Origin of the sequence: Saccharopolyspora hattusasensis (assembly GCF_050972075.1) — a bacterium.
Classification (GTDB): Bacteria; Actinomycetota; Actinomycetes; order Mycobacteriales; family Pseudonocardiaceae; genus Saccharopolyspora; species Saccharopolyspora hattusasensis.
This window is the reverse complement of sequence record NZ_JBPCDC010000001.1, coordinates 6,075,907-6,093,325: the sequence shown is the minus strand read 5'-3', so window position 1 is coordinate 6,093,325 and position 17,419 is coordinate 6,075,907. Positions and strand designations below refer to the sequence as shown.

21 protein-coding genes and 3 pseudogenes are annotated in these 17,419 nt (G+C 64.8%); 19 read left to right on the top strand and 5 right to left on the bottom strand.

The genetic code is table 11. From position 1 onward, the window contains the following. The first annotated feature begins 522 nt into the window (after window positions 1-522). The 3 genes from ACRXBZ_RS29240 (at window position 523) to ACRXBZ_RS29230 (ending at window position 1,821) form a co-directional block, all read left to right on the top strand. Window positions 523-777: a hypothetical protein gene (locus ACRXBZ_RS29240; RefSeq protein WP_433881797.1), complete on the top strand. Its 255-nt coding sequence runs from the start codon at window positions 523-525 to the stop codon at window positions 775-777. A 353-nt stretch (window positions 778-1,130) separates the two neighbouring features. After that, on the top strand, window positions 1,131-1,454 hold the full coding sequence (locus ACRXBZ_RS29235) for an AHH domain-containing protein (RefSeq protein ID WP_433881796.1): 324 nt from the start codon (window positions 1,131-1,133) through the stop codon (window positions 1,452-1,454). After that, the gene (locus ACRXBZ_RS29230; protein WP_433881795.1) at window positions 1,441-1,821 is read left to right on the top strand and encodes a hypothetical protein; all 381 of its coding nucleotides are present in this window, start codon (window positions 1,441-1,443) and stop codon (window positions 1,819-1,821) included. Before ACRXBZ_RS29235 ends, ACRXBZ_RS29230 begins: the two co-directional genes overlap by 14 nt. A 273-nt stretch (window positions 1,822-2,094) precedes the next feature. Here the strand turns inward: ACRXBZ_RS29230 and ACRXBZ_RS29225 are convergent, their stop codons facing one another. Further along, a complete protein-coding gene (locus ACRXBZ_RS29225) occupies window positions 2,095-2,490 on the bottom strand; it encodes a hypothetical protein (RefSeq protein ID WP_433881794.1) in 396 nt (131 codons plus the stop codon). 399 nt (window positions 2,491-2,889) lie between these two features. Between ACRXBZ_RS29225 and ACRXBZ_RS29220 the strand changes: the two genes are divergently transcribed. The 16 genes and pseudogenes from ACRXBZ_RS29220 (at window position 2,890) to ACRXBZ_RS29145 (ending at window position 13,645) form a co-directional block, all read left to right on the top strand. Then, complete coding sequence (locus ACRXBZ_RS29220) at window positions 2,890-3,099, top strand: hypothetical protein (RefSeq protein ID WP_433881793.1); 210 nt, start codon at window positions 2,890-2,892, stop codon at window positions 3,097-3,099. After that, window positions 3,096-3,242, top strand: a complete 147-nt coding sequence (locus ACRXBZ_RS29215) for a hypothetical protein (RefSeq protein WP_433881792.1) — start codon at window positions 3,096-3,098, stop codon at window positions 3,240-3,242. The genes ACRXBZ_RS29220 and ACRXBZ_RS29215 overlap by 4 nt, the downstream gene beginning before the upstream one ends. Continuing rightward, window positions 3,239-3,751, top strand: coding sequence for a hypothetical protein (locus tag ACRXBZ_RS29210; protein ID WP_433881791.1), 513 nt, complete (start codon window positions 3,239-3,241; stop codon window positions 3,749-3,751). The genes ACRXBZ_RS29215 and ACRXBZ_RS29210 overlap by 4 nt, the downstream gene beginning before the upstream one ends. A gap of 5 nt (window positions 3,752-3,756) precedes the next feature. After that, entirely contained in the window at window positions 3,757-4,107 is a 351-nt protein-coding gene (locus ACRXBZ_RS29205; protein WP_433884004.1) for an RNA polymerase-binding protein RbpA, read from the top strand. Then, window positions 4,083-4,208 (top strand): annotated as a pseudogene (locus tag ACRXBZ_RS29200) (helix-turn-helix domain-containing protein); the annotation flags it as partial. The gene ACRXBZ_RS29205 and the pseudogene ACRXBZ_RS29200, both read left to right, overlap by 25 nt. Window positions 4,209-4,243: 35 nt before the next feature. Beyond that, window positions 4,244-4,699, top strand: a complete 456-nt coding sequence (locus ACRXBZ_RS29195) for a response regulator transcription factor (RefSeq protein ID WP_433881790.1) — start codon at window positions 4,244-4,246, stop codon at window positions 4,697-4,699. A gap of 348 nt (window positions 4,700-5,047) precedes the next feature. Beyond that, the gene (locus ACRXBZ_RS29190) at window positions 5,048-5,233 is read left to right on the top strand and encodes a hypothetical protein (protein ID WP_433881789.1); all 186 of its coding nucleotides are present in this window, start codon (window positions 5,048-5,050) and stop codon (window positions 5,231-5,233) included. 373 nt (window positions 5,234-5,606) lie between these two features. Further along, the gene (locus tag ACRXBZ_RS29185) at window positions 5,607-6,026 is read left to right on the top strand and encodes a hypothetical protein (protein WP_433881788.1); all 420 of its coding nucleotides are present in this window, start codon (window positions 5,607-5,609) and stop codon (window positions 6,024-6,026) included. Between the two features lie 137 nt (window positions 6,027-6,163). Then, window positions 6,164-6,598, top strand: a complete 435-nt coding sequence (locus tag ACRXBZ_RS29180) for a hypothetical protein (RefSeq protein WP_433881787.1) — start codon at window positions 6,164-6,166, stop codon at window positions 6,596-6,598. Next, on the top strand, window positions 6,576-6,959 hold the full coding sequence (locus ACRXBZ_RS29175; RefSeq protein WP_433881786.1) for a response regulator transcription factor: 384 nt from the start codon (window positions 6,576-6,578) through the stop codon (window positions 6,957-6,959). Before ACRXBZ_RS29180 ends, ACRXBZ_RS29175 begins: the two co-directional genes overlap by 23 nt. 306 nt (window positions 6,960-7,265) lie before the next feature. Then, window positions 7,266-7,838, top strand: coding sequence for a helix-turn-helix domain-containing protein (locus ACRXBZ_RS29170; RefSeq protein WP_433881785.1), 573 nt, complete (start codon window positions 7,266-7,268; stop codon window positions 7,836-7,838). Window positions 7,839-7,881: 43 nt separating this feature from the next. Then, window positions 7,882-9,321 (top strand): NAD(P)/FAD-dependent oxidoreductase, encoded by a 1,440-nt coding sequence (locus tag ACRXBZ_RS29165; RefSeq protein WP_433881784.1) that lies wholly within the window; start codon window positions 7,882-7,884, stop codon window positions 9,319-9,321. Beyond that, on the top strand, window positions 9,318-10,835 hold the full coding sequence (locus ACRXBZ_RS29160; protein ID WP_433881783.1) for a peptide MFS transporter: 1,518 nt from the start codon (window positions 9,318-9,320) through the stop codon (window positions 10,833-10,835). The genes ACRXBZ_RS29165 and ACRXBZ_RS29160 overlap by 4 nt, the downstream gene beginning before the upstream one ends. A gap of 655 nt (window positions 10,836-11,490) precedes the next feature. Continuing rightward, window positions 11,491-12,291 (top strand): annotated as a pseudogene (locus ACRXBZ_RS29155) (PfkB family carbohydrate kinase); the annotation flags it as partial. A 171-nt stretch (window positions 12,292-12,462) separates the two neighbouring features. Then, window positions 12,463-13,434, top strand: coding sequence for a nucleoside hydrolase (locus ACRXBZ_RS29150; RefSeq protein ID WP_433881782.1), 972 nt, complete (start codon window positions 12,463-12,465; stop codon window positions 13,432-13,434). An 88-nt stretch (window positions 13,435-13,522) separates the two neighbouring features. Further along, window positions 13,523-13,645 carry a hypothetical protein gene (locus tag ACRXBZ_RS29145; RefSeq protein ID WP_433881781.1) on the top strand — a complete coding sequence of 41 codons (123 nt, stop codon included), beginning with the start codon at window positions 13,523-13,525 and terminating at the stop codon, window positions 13,643-13,645. Window positions 13,646-13,901: 256 nt separating this feature from the next. On the opposite strand, the gene ACRXBZ_RS29140 is transcribed toward ACRXBZ_RS29145, so the two are convergent. The 4 genes and pseudogenes from ACRXBZ_RS29140 to ACRXBZ_RS29125 all read right to left on the bottom strand — a co-directional run. Next, a complete protein-coding gene (locus tag ACRXBZ_RS29140; RefSeq protein ID WP_433881780.1) occupies window positions 13,902-14,402 on the bottom strand; it encodes an Lrp/AsnC family transcriptional regulator in 501 nt (166 codons plus the stop codon). Between the two features lie 134 nt (window positions 14,403-14,536). Then, window positions 14,537-15,505 carry an ABC transporter ATP-binding protein gene (locus ACRXBZ_RS29135; RefSeq protein WP_433881779.1) on the bottom strand — a complete coding sequence of 323 codons (969 nt, stop codon included), beginning with the start codon at window positions 15,503-15,505 and terminating at the stop codon, window positions 14,537-14,539. After that, complete coding sequence (locus ACRXBZ_RS29130; RefSeq protein WP_433881778.1) at window positions 15,498-16,460, bottom strand: ABC transporter ATP-binding protein; 963 nt, start codon at window positions 16,458-16,460, stop codon at window positions 15,498-15,500. The genes ACRXBZ_RS29135 and ACRXBZ_RS29130 overlap by 8 nt, the downstream gene beginning before the upstream one ends. Before the next feature lie 88 nt (window positions 16,461-16,548). Further along, window positions 16,549-16,953, bottom strand: a pseudogene (locus ACRXBZ_RS29125) (amidohydrolase family protein); the annotation flags it as partial. Window positions 16,954-17,419 lie beyond the last annotated feature (466 nt).

Here is a 17,419-nt window from a genome sequence, read left to right as displayed (position 1 = left end):
TCCAGTTAGCGGACACCCCTGACCCACAAACGGCTCAAGTAGGAAGCAACAGCACCGGATTCCGGGGCGGGTAAACGATGACCTGGAACGCAGTCCGACCGCACATGCAGCGCCGGAAGGGGGAAACAACCGAGCAGTGGCACGCTCGGCTTTCCCACTCCTGTTATCGATGCGGAAAGGAGTACGCCGACCTCGGGGAGCTTAACCGCCACGAGGACGCCTGCGCCGGCCCAAGTAACAGTGCCCCCAGCAATGGATAGGCACTACCGCCCTTCCGCACGCGATCCTTGGCCGCGCATCGAGGGCGTGCTTGACCTGCCGGGATTGTCGACGCGCCCAAACTTGGCCCTTCCGACTTCATGGGCTCCCCCGACTCGTGAAGTCCTCGAAAAACTACTCAAGGGATTGCACCGCTTATAAGCTCCGCCCCCGGTGTCGTTGACACCCCCCGACCGGCACCGGGGGCGGTTCCATCCTGTCACGCAATTTTCCATTACTTTGTCGAAAAGAGGTGTTCTTAAAGTGTCCATTGCTGAGCAGGCACAACAGTTGCAGGCGCTGTCCGAGGAGGTTCCCGTGGATGGTGCCCAGGAATTACAGAGACGGCTCGAAGGGGTTCAACAGCAGGTGGTCGGCATTCTGGGCGACACCGCATCAGCCCAGGAACTGCACGGGCAGATCAGTGCGGTGTCCAACGAGACCAGCCAGCTTGCGGCAGGCCTTGAACAGCTCCGTTTGATGATCGTGGAGAAGGCGACCTACCACCAGCAAGGATGACTGGCGGAACAGTCGGTGACCGAGCAGGGCAGTTGCGGACTGCTGCCGATTCCATACCGCTTGACTTGGCAAACAAGCTCTGCGACGACCTTGAAGCAGTTCGGGATCAAGTCGCTGAGATCACAGGCCTGGACTCCGACATCATCGGACAAGCCCAGCAGGTCATCGCAGTAGGAACAGGGATCGTCCGAGGTTTGGCCGGACTGCGCAGCAGGATTCAGGAAGCCGCGCAGTATCACCAAGGCGGTGGAAGCGGAGGCGTTAGTCCTGGCAGAGCCTCGCCACCGGCTGCCTCCGCACCCACCAAACGGGATCAGCCGATCCCCAAGACGGTTGCCGAAGAGGAAGGCCGAGTGCGGTCGTTCCCGTCGTTCAGTGCGGCGAAACGGGCACTCGGCCCCAAGCCAGGACACGAGCTGCACCACATTGTGGAGCAGTCGCAGTCCAAGCAGCACCGCAGCGGCTTCTCCACAGAAAGGATCAACACCACCGACAACATGATCTGGTTGCCCGTACCGGTGCACCGTAGGATCAGCGCCCGGTACTCCCGCAAGCTGCGGGATAGCGATATGACGCTGCGAGATGCCATGAACGGCATGGGCTGGGATGAGCAGCACACAAGGGGCCTGCGGGCGGTTCGGCGGGCGTTCAAGGAGGTACAGGATGACGACCAGTGATGAAGCACTTACCCAGGCACGAGACGAGTTCTGCGCCCACGTCCGCGCCGGCGAGGCTGCGCTCAAGGCCCCAGAACCGAACGTCGCAGAAGCGGACCAGTACACCGACGCCACCAACGCCCAGGTGGCAGAGTGGGATAAGCAAGGAACCACTGCGGCTGTCCTGCTACCACTCTTGGCAGAGGACCAGCAAGCGGCGGTCCGGTGTGCAGCTGGAACCTACCTGCTGAGCCGCGGTCATGAGCAGGAAGCCCTGCCCGTACTTGAAAGCCTGGCCGAGGACGACGAGATCGGGCTTGTGGCTGAGGATGCCGACATGGCCATCGTGCAGTGGCGGCGCAAGCAGGCGGCTAAATCCCAGCAGTAGCCCCAATGTAGGAAAGGGCGTTTCCCCTCTCTCACAAGCCCTTCCACACCGTCGGGCGGGGAGGCCTGGCCCTAGGTGGCTGGTGTCGAACGGCCTCATTTTCATCGAAAGACCGACCCGGACAAATCGTGCGGGGCTGAGATCGCCGTAGACGGTCGGAAAGACGGTCGCCGATCGAATCAGTCCACCCTAAGCCTCGAAGTTCGGGGCACCTGCCGGGTACTTCCCGAAAAACACCAGCCTCCTAGTGCCAGGCGGGTTCCAGGCGTAACCTCAGGCTTGTCTGGGGCTGGTTAGCTGCTCGCACGCGTCCGTTCTTGAAAGGAACTCACGGGCTCGCTCTGCGGCGATGGAGAGGAGCCGGCCTTGCCAGTCGCTGCGATCAGTGCCGTGTTGAACAGCTGGCGAGCCATGGCTGACTGTGATTGCGTCGATCCCGTAGGGAGGGCCAAGCAAACGCTGTGCCGGTTCTCCGAAGACTTTCTCCAGCGCTGCCTGCGAATGTGGATACGGCAACCTACGAACTTCGCCGGCTGCCCACCGGTACGCCTGACGCTCGGAAAGCGCCTCGGACATAGCGTGGAACTTCCGGATCAGGTCTTCAATCGTCATATGCCGTTGATGGAGCAGCTGCTCAAGACGCGTGCGCGGTGCGGCGTTCTCTGCCATTTTGCTCCCTAGCAGACAAGGAATCGTAAGTACACAGTAAGTACCGCAGTTCCTTTCTGGCGAGGTTTCGCGGCAGATGTCAGTAGAAGGCAGTAAATGTCAGCGATCGTGTCATGGCGATGACAATGAGTGATCGACATGATTCGACCAGTTACCGAACACTGTAGGCGGAGCCTCCAAACATCTTTGCGATGCCTTGGCAAGCGTTGCTGCGGACTTCGAGACCGCTCGGCCGGTGGTTCCGAGTCCGCTACACGCGCGGATCACGGGCCGTTGCCACCGGCAGAGCAGCCTCCCGGCGTCTTTTGGGTTCCTTGGCGTGGGGAGGCACCTAAACGCGGCCGGGATGCCGGTGCCCCCGTCCCTGGCATCCCGGCCGTTTCCCAAGGAGAGGAAAGCATGTTGAACGAGCTGAGAGCCGTGACGTGCCGTGATCGCACTGGCCAGGATCGTGACGTCGTGGTCGGGCATACCCAGTCGACCGTGTGGCTACGTGTGGCAGGTGAAGAGCGGCTGCTGGACACCACACAGGCTGAGGCGTTGTACATCGCGATTGGCATCCAGATCGCTGCCGTTCAGAGCGCACGGCGCAAGGCGGTGGGGGCGTGAACGATCTGGCGTTCGCCCTGCTGGTCGTGGTGGGCCTTGCCGGAGCTTTGGGAGCGGGTTTGTGGTGGTTGATCATCAGCCCGGCTGAAACGGAAACCCAGCATCTGTCGTCTTTGGCGTTGTCGCCGGAGGGAAAAGAATGAACCGCCTGCTAAAGTCCCTGCCTCGGTCATTCTCCGAGAGGGTAGCCGAGATCGAGGCAGTGGAGTGGGCGGCGAGCCCGAGCGAGTCCGTGGTGCACTGCCGCCTGCCCGGGACTGGGGACCTGGCGTGCGGCCACAAACTGGCAGATGAACTGGAGACCTGCACCGGGTATCTCCCCGCGGCCCGCTGGCCGCGCTACCAGCCGCATCTAGCGTGTTTGGCCAGCGCTCCGGCATGGGTCGATGATCTTGTCGAACCGCGCGCTCTACGTCCGTACGCGGAGGAATCGGTGTCGGGGCGGCACGCCATCGAGACGGTGTCGACGCTGCGGATGCCGAACCTGGTGCGGCACATCAAGGCACTTGAATGCTCGATGACCGGGCCGCCAACCAGGACCGGCACAGAGAACGTCCCCGGCAGCAGCTATCTGCCGGGGACGTGCCGAGAGTCTAGCGGTACGTCGGTCGTGGAGTGCACCACGCTGCACGAACTGGGGGAGGTCGCGTGACGGCTGTGGCCGGGAATCGTGGCTACCACGCCAGTCTTTCCAGACCTGGCGATCAGGGTGCGGCCCCATATCGGACGGTCCAGTACTCCTGTCCCCAGAGCCACAAGTTCGCGGTGCCGTTCTCCGGCGACGCTGACGTGCCGCCGACCTGGGAGTGCCGCATGCACGGCACCGCATCGAAGCGCATCGACGGCAGCGAGCCGGAGCAGAAGAAGGCCAAGCCACCGCGCACTCACTGGGACATGCTGCTGGAGCGGCGCACCATCCCGGAACTTGATGAGCTGCTCAACCAGCGGTTGGCCGCGCTGCGGGGAAAGGAAACGCGTAGTACGTCGGCGCCTCGCGGGAGACCGTGAACAAGGCGCTGGCGGACTTCGCGCGCCGCGGTTGGCTGCGGCTCGAGGGCCAGAGCGTGCTCATCCTCGACCTCGAGCGGCTGGCCCGCCGCTGCCACTGATCGGCCCCACAACAGGAACGACAACATCAGAACAAATGACCGGAATGCATATCCACAAACGCCCCTCATGGAAGCCCGGCGAATGGGGCCCGAGCCAGCTTTCTCGTCTGACTCCGGCGCGACGCCGTATTGTCCTGAGCCTGCTTCGTGACTACAACATCGACGAGATCGCAAGACAAAGATATTTAAGCGCGTACACAGTCAAGACCCATCTTTACAGAATCCGCCGCGATCTTAGGGCACGGGACCGCACCCACCTCGTCGCGGCACTGTACGAGACTGGGTTCGCGTTCCCCAGTTGGGCGCACCAACAGGTCAACGTAACGTACATGCGCGCAGTTTTCAACGCCCCCTTCAACTTGATTGACACTCCGTTCGATCCAGGTCAGGTAAACCTCTTGCATGATCGGGAAATAAGAACAATCAAACTCGTCACCCAAGGGCTGACCAACCATGCAATCGCAAAACTCGAATACATTGAAGAGGAATAGCGTCAAATCGCGCCTAAAAGAGATCAGAAACAAACTGAACCTCAAGAATCGACATTATTTTGCCGTGTTCGCCTACGAGTCCGGATTAGAGCACGTCGAGCTGGCGCTGACTCGGTCATCAAATCGACCTGCACCAGCAGGCAGGGGTAAAACATTGCCTATTCCAAAATGAGCCAATCGATGAGGAGCTACTTTGATTCTTAATCGCCACCGACTCGCCCGCCTACTTCGCGTGGATCGTAGAAACGACCGCTAGGGCGGGCGCAGCCCCTTCGATTTCAGTAGTTGATGAAGCGCCAGCGCGGAGCGCAGTGCTCCGCGCTGGCTCTCTAACCGAAAACAGGTCGCATGCTTGAGAAAGCCATCGGAGCCGTGATCTTCGTAGTGGTTCTGTGCGTGGGCATACTCGCCCTGGTCGCGCAGGTGCGGGTGACCATGGGGGAGTTCTCCTCCTTCGCGCGAGCGTTCTCCGCCACCACCTACGACGCGGCACACCTCATTGCTCCTATCGGGGCGCTTTTCCACATGCGCTGAGGTGCGGATCCCGCATCACTGGCGCACGCCTGTGAGGGTCGAGTCGTCTCGTCGCGCCGGGTCCTGTGGGCGAGACGGCTCCCCGCCTGATGGGCGCTTGATGTCGGTACCCGGGGATCCGGCATCACGCGGCACCCGGCCGGCGCGGGCGAGCTGGTGCGATCACCAAGGCCGAGATCCCGTATCTCCCTGCCGCGTTCACAGCCCAAGGCCATCCGGTCCGGTGCCCCGTCGTGGTTGGTTACGTCATTGGCGGCCGCAACGACCAGGCCAGCGTGCCGCCTTCTTCTTACTTGGGTACCCGGCCAACACTGCGAAGAGAAAGCGAACGGACGAACTGATGGGAATGAGACTGAGAGGGACGTTACCCGCGTTGAAAATCGTTCCGCTGGTCGCCGGGGGGGGCAAGACCCGGCTGGCACTGCACGTGGCCCGGGAGCTGCAACGGGCGTTCCCGGATGGCGTGCGACTGGTGGAGCCGGCCCAGCTGCAGGACCCCGGAATACTGGTGAACGCGATGACGGCGGCCCTGGAGTTGCCGGATCAGTCGGCGCGGGAGCCGCTGACCGTCCTGGTGGAGTTCCTGGCGGACAAGCGGTTGTTGATCCTGCTGGACAACTGTGAGCACGTGCTGACGGCAGCTGCGTCAGGACCGGTTCCGGTTTCTCACCACCGGGCACCGGATGGCGCCCGCCCGACAGCAGACGTTGCGGGCAGCGGTGGAATGGAGTTTCGACCTGTACTCGCCGGCCGAGCAGGTGTTGTGGGCTCGGCTGCCGGTGTTCGCGGGTGAGTTCGATCTCGAGGCGGCCGAGCAGGTGTGTGCCGGTGCCGGACTAGCCGACGAGGACATCCTCGACGCCGTGTCCGGACTGGTGGAAAAGTCAGTGGCGTCCCCGGTGCAGGGCGGTACCGCGACGCGGTAACCGGATGCTGGAGACCATCCGCCAGTACAGGCGAGAGCAGCTGGCCGCCCGTGGCGAGGAGACGCTGCTGCGGCGTCGGCACCGCGACTACTACCTAGCGGTGGCCAAGTGTGCGGAAGGCCGGTCGATCTGTGAGCGGGCCAGCGAGGAGTGGATGCTGGCCTGGATGCGCTGGTACCTGGGGCATGCTCGGCGGCTCGCCGGCGACGTTCAGGCAGCAGAAGAGGAGGCACTGGCCGCCCTTCGCATAAAGCGCAACTTCAATGACCCGCTGGGCCTGGCGCTGTGCATCGAGCAGCTGGGTCTGGTGGCGATGGATCGCGGTGACGCGGGGCGGGCCGCTCGACTGTTCGGTGCCGTCGAGCCCGCTGTGGAAGCTCCTGGGCAGCAGCCCCCTGCTCAACGCGAGTTATTGATTGCGGTGGCACCGCGACAGTGAGCGCCAAGCCAGAAAAGTCCTGGGTGATCAGGCATACGAAAAGGCCTATCAGCAGGGCACGCAGCTAAGCGTTGACCAGGCGGTGTCCTACGCGCTCGGTGAACAGGCTCCGGCGACTCCGACGCTAGCCCAGGTTCCTGCCGCGGATTCCGCTTTGCCAGTACTGACCCGGCGGGAGCAGGAGGTCGCCATGCTGGTCACGCAAGGGCTGTCGAACAAGGACATTGCCCAAGCGTTGGTGATCTCGCAGCGCACCGCCGAAACGCATGTCGAGCACATTCTCTCCAAGCTCGGAGTCACCTCTCGGGTGCAGATCGTCACCTGGGTCAGGGATTGTCTGACGAAACGATCATCAACCTGATCGGCGCCACGATCACCGCCACCGACCCGACCGTCGCCCTGTCGCACAGAGAACACGCAGCTCCGCGAAGCACTCACTGTTGTCCTCGGGGAACGGCGAGCGGCGGACCTTCATGGCAGCCCTGGCGACAGCCGGGGGACCCATCCTGGCGTGCGGAGAGCGGCAGAGCTCTACAGAGCCCCTTCAGTGACAGCCGGCGTCTCAACACACTCACAACCCGCCTGCACCAGCCCGGTGGATCAAAGAAAAATTTGATGAGGCCAAAAGGCATTGTGATCATATCAATGTCCTGTTAGGTTTCCCGCCATGTCGAAGGCATATCCCGACGTCCGAGCGGGTACCGGTGCTCGCCTGCGTCGGCGTAGACGAGCTCTTCAGCTGACGCTGAGAGACGTGGCCAACCAGTCCGGTCTCACCGAGGGCTACCTGTCTCAGGTCGAGCGCGACCAGGTCAACGCGAGCGTACGCACCCTTCAGCGGCTGTGCGGGGTCCTGAAACTCACGGTCGGTGATCTCTTCGAGCAGGGCGAGTCCACGGCCAGCCCGGTGCTGCGGTTCCGCGACACCCACGGCATGTCATTCGGTGACGGCGCCACGAAGGTCAAGCTCACCCCAGGATCCTTCGATCACCTGGAGGTACTGCTCGGGCACTTCGGTCCTGGTGGTTCCACCGGCGTGGAGCCCTACACCCACGGCAGCTCCGAAGAACTGCTCCTGGTCCTGTCCGGTGAGGTGGAGGTGTGGGTCCGCGAGCAGCGCCACATGCTTTCCGCCCTGGACTCGATTCACTATCACAGCAGCGACCCTCACCGGGTTGTTGAAGCCACCGGCTCCCAAGAGGCTCGAATCCTGTGGGCTTTGGCACCCCCCACCTATTGAACCTTCCCACCTAGTCACTGGCGCGCCCTTGTTGGAGTTACTGATGTCCCCGTATCGCAACGGAGAGATTTCGCACTGGATGGCGACCGGTCGCACCGCGGATGCGTCGGCGGGCCCAGCGCGGGCTCAAGCCGACCTACCCGACGAGGAACAGAACCTCGTCGTTGTGGGCGGTGGCTTGACTGGGCTCTGGGCCGCGTATCACGCGGCGGTGGAGAACCCCGGGATGACCGTGACCGTTCTCGAGGCGGAGGAGGTCGGATACGGTGCCTCCGGCCGTAATGGCGGCTGGCTCTCGCCGCTCATCCCGGGCAATCGCGCCGTGTATGCCAAGGCCGCGCGCAAGCGGGGGCGCAATGGCGCCGCTGCCGTCGACGCCTTCCAGCAAGAGATGGACGGCGCCGTCGACGAAATACTCCGCATCCTGGATCAAGAAGGCATCCAGGCGGACCAGCAGCGGGGTGGGCACCTGCGCGTGGCCACCACCCCGGCTGCGATGAAACGCCTCGAACAGACCTACGCCGCGGATCTCGCGAACGGCTACCGTGCCGAGGACCTTGAACTACTTGACGCTGACGCCGTGAAAAAGCGGATCACCATCCGGCCGGCGCTAGGCGGCGTGTTGACCCGCACCACGGCGCGCGTCGATCCAGCCAAGCTCGTTCACGGCCTTGCGCAGGCAGCGGAAAGCAAGGGCGTACGCATCGTGGAGGGCACACGCGCCACCCGTATCGCGCCCGGTGTTGTGACCACGTCACGCGGGACCGTGCGGGCCAGGACCATTCTTGCTTGCCTGGAAGCCTATTCCGGGCAGGTTGACGGTGCCATCCGCGGTCTCGGCAAGCGCGAGGTCATCCCCGTCAACTCCTCCATGGTCGTCACCAACCAGCTCCCAACTCATGTGTGGGACAGGATCGGCTGGCAGGCGCGGGAATGTCTGGGCGATGCCGCGCACACCTTCGTCTATGCGCAGCGCACCGCCGACGACCGCATCGCCATCGGCGGCCGCGGTACGCCTTACGCCTTCAACTCCGGCACTCCCGGCCGAGGCGAGGTGGACGCCCGCACCGTAAGAACCCTGCGTGAACGGCTCCAACTCTTCTTCCCAGATGTGCAGTTCAGCATTGAACACGCCTGGCGGGGCGCCATCGGCGTGACCCGCGACTGGTGCGCCGGGATCACGTTCGATCCAACCACCAGAATCGGCGTCGCGCGCGGTTTCGCCGGGCACGGCGTCACCGCTACCCATCTCGCGGCCAAGACCCTCTTGGACCGGGCGGCCGGGCGTGATACTGAGCTGACGCGCCTACCGTGGAACGATCACGACTCTGGGCGCTGGGAGCCTGAACCCATCCGCTGGATCGGGGTTCACGCCATGTACCGGCTCTTCGGCGTCGCCGACTGGTGGGAAGAACGCAGGCATTCCCAGGACACTTCTCTCATTGCTCGTTTCGGCTCGCGACTGGCAGGACTTAGCGAATGAGCACCACACCGCACCAGAACACGACGGCTGCAGGCGGCAATCCCGACAAGGCATCGCCCGAAACGTCAGGGCAGTCAGGGAATTCGCCCCGGCGCGGCCTGTGGAGTATGGCCTTCACTGAGTTGTGGGAGCGCTACTCCTTTTACGGTCTTCAGGGCATCCTTTCATTCTACCTGCTTTACGCGCTGGCAGCCGGCGGCCTTGCCGTGGCCCCGGCCGTCGCGGCGGGCATCGTCGGTGCCTACGGCGGCGCCGTGTACCTGTCCCAGATCTTCGGGGCATGGCTGGGCGATCGGCTCGTCAGCCCGCAGCACATGGTGCTGTCCGGCGCAATCGTCATCACCGCCGGGCATCTGGTGCTCGCCTTCGCGCCCGGCTTTGCCGGGCTGGGAATCGGTCTGGTGTGCATCGTTGTCGGCACCGGGGCGCTGAAGACGAACATCACCTCGATCGTCGGCTTCGTGCTGGACCACAACCCCGACGAGCGTTATCGGGATGCCGGTTTCTCCTACTTCTACATGGCCATCAACATCGGTGCGGTGGTCGGTCCGCTCACCACCGGCCTCGCCCAGAACGAACTGGGTTTCCACTACGGATTCGGACTGGCAGCTATCGGCATGGTGGCGGCGCTGGTCCAGTACCTCGCTTCGATGAAGCACCTGCCCGAGCGTGCCCGGATCGTCAACAACCCCCTGCCCCCGAACCGCCGCCCGCTCGTCGTCATTGTGGGCCTCGTCTTCGTCGCCGCCGTGGGATCGGCGCTCGCCACCGGACTGCTCCGGGCGGAGAATCTGTCCACAGTGGTGACCGTCGCCGCGCTGCTGGCTGCGACCGCGTACTTCCTCACTATGACCACGTCATCGGCCGTCACCAGCGACGAGCGCCGGCGCATCCTGGGCTATCTTCCCCTCTTCCTGGCCTCCGGTGTTTACTTCGGTTTCCTGTTCCAGAAGTTCACCGCGATATCGATCCTCATCACCGAACGCATCGACCTGCACATCGGCGGATGGACGTTCCCGGTCGCCTGGATCACGACCGTCAGCCCACTGGCGGCCGTCCTCATCACCCCGCTCATCGCCCGGATGTGGAACACCTTGGGACAGCGGCAACCCGGGCCCGTGACCAAGTTCGCCATCGGACTGACCCAGATCGGCTGCGCCTACCTGTTCCTGCTCATCATCTCCGAGGCCACCGGAGACGCCGAGATCCCACTGGCCCTCATTCTCCTGTTCATGATCGCGGCCGGTTCCTCAGAAGTCTTCGTCGGCCCGATCGGGCTGTCCCTGGCCACGAAGATCGGTCCCAAGAAGTTCCGGTCACAAATGGTCGGCCTTAACTTCCTCACGCTCGCGTTGGGCTCATCCCTGGCAGGCCTGCTCGGCCAGCTGTTCACCGCGATCAACAACGCCTCCTACTTCACCGTCACCGCCGTGTGCGGCATCGGAATCGGCCTAGCACTCCTCGCCGGGCGCGGACCGCTGGGACGTCTCCTGGGCGCAGGCCTGGAACGCTGACCCGGTCCAAGAAGTGACAGCAGAACGCACTTGGATGACGCAACACCCTGCTGCGACCTCTTATACGCAAGTTGTGTCCACAAGAGACAGTGAGCTGCAAGAACACCAGAAAAGAAGGGCTCTTGTGACGTTTCCGTGGGTGGTATGAGCTGGGTTTTTGGGCCCAGAGACGGGGGCACGCCGTTGCTTCGTCTGGGTTTCTGGCTTGTCCAGAGTCAGGAACCGAAGGGACGTAGAACGGCGTGCCCAAGGCCAATGGCCGCCGTGGTGGGCGTCCTCGGTGGCGGGCGCTGGATCTCGGGACCACCCGGGTGTTTTTGGAACGGAACAGTCACTCACGACCGGCGCCCGTCCGGTCGTGAGCGGCAATCCCGGCTCTTACCGGAACAATCACTCACGACCGATGCCCATCCCGTCATGAGTGACAATCCCGGCTCTTACCGGAACCACCACTCACGACCGGTACCCGTCCCGTCGTGAGTGACAATGCCGATTCTTACGAGTGCCGTGTCCCGGTAGATAATACGCGCCACGAAGTCCATCGTGACAGCCGGAACAGTGACCAGAGCTCGCTGGCGGGCGCCGCTTCCATCGCGGCCAGAACCCCCCGCAGCACACGCGGTTTGATCATCGACAGGCCAGAAATGATCACGGCTTCCACACTGAGCTCGGAGGCAAGGGCGCAAACCAGGCCGCCGCCGCGGCCCGCGCGGGCGCGGCCGTTAGGCTCGCCGGCCGAATTGGTGACGACGAGTCCGCAGACGTCGTCCGCTCGGCGCTGGACTCGGCTGGCATCGACACTTCGCTTGTGCGGACCGTGAGCGGCTACCCGACGGGCGCCGCGCACATCGCCGTGGACTCTGCGGGAGAGAATCAGATCGTCGTTATTCCCGGAGCGAACACCGCCATGACGCCAGCGGACGTCGAGGTGCTCGTGGGAGAGATGGCTGCCGCTAACCTGGTGCTGTGCCAGGGTGAGGTGTCACGGGAGACACTCGAAGAGATCTTGTGCCGAGCCGGGGAAATAGGCGTTCGCGTCGTGCTCAACCTCGCTCCGTTTCGCGAGCTGGACTTCCAGCTTTTGAGCGTCGTGAATCCTCTCGTGGTTAATGAGCACGAGGCGGCCACGCTGCTGGCGGCGATTGGCCGGCCCGGTTCCCCGGCCACGGGTCCTTCGGTCGGGGCCGACGGGTTGTCGGCGTTCTTCGCCTGCGATGTCGTGGTCACCGCGGGCGCGGACGGCGCTTTCGTCGCGGCCGATGGCGGCGTTACTCATGTCCCGGCGGTTGGCGTCGCGTCTGTCGGGAGCACGGTGGGTGCGGGAGACGAGTTCGTGGGGATGCTGGCTGCGCGGCTTGCTGCCGGATACTCGTTGACAGCTGCCGCTGTCGCGGCCGTCGCTGCGGCATCGGCCCGGCTCGAGGCCGCGACGGCGCCTTCGTTGGTCAAGTCATGAGCGAAGCCATGACTCGACGCGCATGCTTGGCGGGCACATCGCCCGCCGTGGTGAGCTATGTGCTCAACGGCCGGCCCTGGCCGGCGGGGCTGGCGCGGCCGGCTACCCCTCGTTTCCCCCGCACCTGATTCTGCGCCGCTCGTGCGGCTGCCGACCTGAAGGGACCCTTCTGTGAAGGTGACTCTGGACGTTGACACCGGTAGTGATGATGCCGTGGCGATCATGTTGGCCGCGCTCCATCCGGACCTCGAGCTCGTCGGCTGCACCACTGTGTGCGGCAACCTTCCCGTCGAGGTCTGCACGGACAACACTTTGCGCGTCCTCGACGCCATCGGTCGCTCGGACGTGCCCGTGCACAGTGGCCTGGGCGCCCCGATCGGACCCGCACGACTGCACCACGGCCCGGATCCAGGCAAGCGCACTGGGCACCTGGTCCACAGGGCGAAGTTCGCCGCCCCGCCGACCTCTCTCCGCACGGCGGAGACCGGCGCGGTGGAGTACCTGCTGGAGACCTACCGGCGTCCGTCGGACGTCGTCCTGGTCGCCACCGCGCCGCTGACCAACCTGGCCGCCGCCTTGATCCTCGATCCGGCGATCGCCGCGAACGTCCCCGAGCTGGTGATCATGGGCGGCGGCCACGAGGTCGGCAATGTGACCCCGGCCGCGGAGGCCAACATCTGGCACGATCCCGCGGCCGCCGCGATCGTGCTGAGCGCGGGTTTCCCGCGGCTGACGCTCGTCACCCTCGACGCCACACACCGGGCCTTGGTCTCGGCCGCCGACTGCGACGAGCTCGCGGCATCCGGTACGGCCGCGGCTACCCTCGCTGCGGTCCTGATCCGGGAACGGATCGAGGGCTACGCCAAGACCCAACCGATGGCCGTACCGAACACGGCACCAGTGCACGACCCGCTCTGCCTCGCCTACCTCGTCGATCCGAACGTCTTGAGGCTGACCAGAGCGAACGTCGTCGTCGAGCAGACCGGCGAGTACACGTACGGCCGCACGGTCATCGACACCCATGACCGTTCCGGTCGCCCGGCCGGAGCCGACGTCGCCCTCGACGCCGATGCCGACCTCTTCGTCCGTCTGTTGCGTTCGACCCTCACTACCCCTCCACTTTGCCGAGGAGGCTCCGCATGATTACCGTTCATCACGCCCCACGGGGCCTGCGACACGACTTCACACTGTTGTCGATGCTGTTGATCCCGTCGGGGTATCGATCAACTTCGTGGCCGCGGAAATTGCCACCCTGTTGCGCTTACCGATCTACGTCGACACCATCGGGACCGGCGTCGTGGCCATGATCGCCGGTCCATGGGTCGGCGCGGTCGTGGGCATCTCCAAAGCCTGATCAAGGGTGTGTTCAACCCGATCAGCTTCGCGTTCATGCCCGTCGCCGTGGCGGTTGGGCTCACCATCGGGTTCCTCTCCCGCTGCAGACTGCTGACCCGACTCTGGCGGATGCTGATCGGTGGTCTGATCGTGGCGGTCGTCGGACCCCACACGCCGCCGCGGCGAAGGTCGCCACCTGGCCGTGAGTGATTTTGGGTGCCATAGCACCGAAAAACGCTCACGGGCCTTGGTCCTGCACCGCGCACACCCCGCGCTCAGGACTCCTGATCCCCTTGCAGCACGCCGATCATCCCCTGCAGGTAGTCCTTATGGGTCGTCTCGGCAAGACTCACCAGGGTTTCGACCCGAACCACACCGGGAATCTGCCAGATCGCCTCCAGCAGAACCTTGCGCAGGTGCGTTGGGTCTCGCACCCGCAGTCGCGCCAGCAGATCCATCGAGCCAGTGACCACGGACACCTGCTCGACCTCCCGGATCTCGTGCAGCGCCTTCAGCACGGTCGCCTGGTTGGAGGCAGCGATGATGGAGGCGAACACCTGCATCGGGAAGCCGAGCGCACCCCAGTCCACCTCCGCTCGGTAACCGCGGATCACGCCTTCGCGTTCGAGCCGCGCAATGCGCTCACCGACGGTTGGGGCGGAGATACGCAACTCCCGGGCGATCTTGCGCTGGCTGGCCCGGGCGTCATCGGCGAGCAGGTTCAGCAGCCGGAGATCGATCGCATCGAGATCGGCTTTCCGGGAGTCACCCAGCACGAACTCGGTCTGTCGTTTCGCTCCCGGTCACCAGCAGCGAAATCCCAGTTCGCCATACCAACATCTCCCTCATGTCGCACGGCATGCGGCTCGCAGATGCGATCGTCCGCCGAGTATGCACTTGATCTCGTCGATCATGCATCGGCGAAGTGACACGCGGCCCAATGGCCTGGCCGAACCTCGCGCAGCGCGGGCTCTTCGACAGCACACACATCCCGAGCCTTCCAACAGCGAGTACGGAAACGGCAGCCACTCGGCGGGTCAAGCGGGCTGGGCAGACTTCCCGAGAGCACGATTCGCTCCCGGCCGCCGGCCTCGCCTGCCGGGATCGCGGAGAGCAACGCCTCCGTGTAGGGCATGCGCGGGTTCGCGTAGAGCGCCCCCGTCTCGGCCAACTCCACCAGTTTCCCGAGATACATCACCCCGACGCGCTTGCTCACATGCTCGACAACGGCGAGGTCGTGCGAGATGAACAGATACGCCAGACCCAGATCCCGTTGCAGGTCACTCATGAGATTGAGCACCTGCGCCTGGACCGACACGTCCAGCGCGGAGACGGCCTCGTCGGCGATCACCAGCTTCGGGTTCATCACCAGCGCGCGGGCGATCCCGATCCGCTGCCGCTGACCGCCGCTGAACTGCTGTGGATAACGCCGCATCTGGTCACGGCGTAGACCGACGCGTTCCAGCGCCTCGGCCACGCTCGCGGCCCGCTCCCGGCGGCCAACCCCCTGGACGGCAAGGCCCTCGCCGACGATCCGCTCCACGCGCATCCGGGGGTCCAGGGAGCTCATCGGGTCCTGGAAGATCATCTGCACCTGCGCGCGGGTCCGCTGAAGCGTACGGGGCCCGGCTCGGGTGATGTCCTGACCGGCCAGGCGGATCGAGCCGGAACTCGCCCGCTCCAGGTTCATGATCGTGCGCCCGAGCGTGCTCTTACCACAGCCCGATTCGCCGACCAGGCCCAGGGTTTCGCCCTCGCGGATGGTGAACGAGACCCCGTCGACGGCCTTCACGATGCCGCGCGAGCGGCCACCATCCCGGTTTTTCACCGAGAAGTGCGTTCGCACGTCCCGGAGTTCCAGGAGCGGAACCTCAACCATGTGCCACCTCCTCGTTCGAGACGCCGACGTGTTCATACAGCCAGCACGCGACCGATCGCCCGTCGGGGAACCGAATCACCGGCGGCCTGTCCTGACATATGGTCATGACCTTCGTGCACCGGTTGGAAAAGGGGCAGCCGCGCGGCATGCCGGCCGGCGAGGGGACCACCCCGGGGATGGTCGCGAACGGCTTTCCCCTGCGCTCGGCCGAGGGCACCGCACCGAGCAGGCCGATCGTGTAGGGGTGCAGCGGATCGGTGAGCAGCCGCGCGGCAGACGCGTGCTCCATCACCCGCCCCCGTACATCACGATGACCTCGTCGCAGATCTCGGTCACCACACCCACATCGTGGGTGATCATCACGATCGCCGTGGCGACCCGGGACCGCAGCTCCTTGATCAGGTCCAGGATCTGCGTGCACCGTCACGTCGAGCGCGGTGGTGGGTTCGTCGAGCACGAGCAGGCTGGGATCGTTGGCCAGGGCGATCGCGAGGACCACCCGCTGCCGCATGCCGCCGCTCAGCCGGTGTGGGTACTCGTGGAACCGCTTCTCCGGCGACGGGATGCCCAGCTGTCCGAGTAGTTCGACGGCCCGCGCCTGCGCGGCGGACTTGGCGATGTGCTGATGCGCGCGGATCGCCTCCACGATCTGGGAGCCGATTCGCTGTACCGGGTTCAACGCCGTCATCGGGTCCTGCAGGACAAGGCCGATCTCCTTGCCCCGCAACGCACGCATCGACTTCCCGGAGGCGTCGGTAATGTCCTGACCGCGGAAGCGCACCGAACCACCCGTTGCCCGCCCGGGGGCCGGGAGCATCCCGACGACCGACATCGCGGTCATGCTCTTCCCCGAGCCCGACTCGCCGACCAGGCCGACGCTCGCGCCGGGCGCGACCGAGAAGCTCACCCCGTCGATCACGGTGACATGCCCGTTGCCGGACGGAAACTCGGCCACGAGATCCACGACTTCCAGGACGGGAGCCCAGGAACAGGCCGTGTTCGATGCCGTCCACACCTGCCTCGATGGCGTCCTCGAGCGACTCGGCGCAGACGGTGTGCACGGTCACCTTGAGCTCGAGCCGGTGGGCCTCCTCGGCGATCGCGGCGAGCTCGGCCCGGGTGAAGGCCGCCCGGTGCACCAGGGTGCCTTTCGTGCCCCCACCCGAGCCGATCACCTTGATCCAGTCGGCGCCCGCCTTGTTCAGCCGCCGCACCGCCCCGCGGACCCCCTCGACGCCATCCGCCTCGCCACCGAACGGCCAGGTATGGCCGCCGGTGATGGTCAGCGGGTGGCCGCAGATGAGCAGCCGGGGAATGCGTCCCCGGCCGAGCTCGGCGGCCCGGCGCAGGTCGAAAACGGTGCTGCCACGCGAACCGGTGTCCCGAAGCGTCGTGATGCCCGCCTCCAGCGCGATCCGGGCGGCGTGGTCGCTGGCCGCGACCAGCACCCCATCGCTCTCCCGCGCCCAGGCCTCGAACTCGGACCCGTCTCCCGGAAGGTTCAGATGCACTGGGCATCGGTCAGGCCCGGCAACAACGTGGTGCCGGCCAGGTCCAGGGTCCGGGTGCCCGGACGCTCTACGCCCCAGCGATAGTCCACAATGGACCTCCGGAAGTTGGGGCGCGCTTCTTAGCCCTGCGAACACCAGCTGGGCCGACTACCTCGCGGCCACGACACGCACTGACCGGCACCGAAGACTCGTCGTTTACCGAGGGTCCCAATTGAGCAGGAAATCTCAACCGCCGCCCAGGAACATTCACTCCGGCAGCATGAGAAATGCCCCAACCCAACCCGGAAATCAAAGGACAATCAATGTCCACTATGGAATTTCTGCTATGCGGCGCTGGCACATCTGTTGGCAGGCGCACACTCCATACCCCACTCCGATGTGCTCGTCGCAGCATGTAACCACC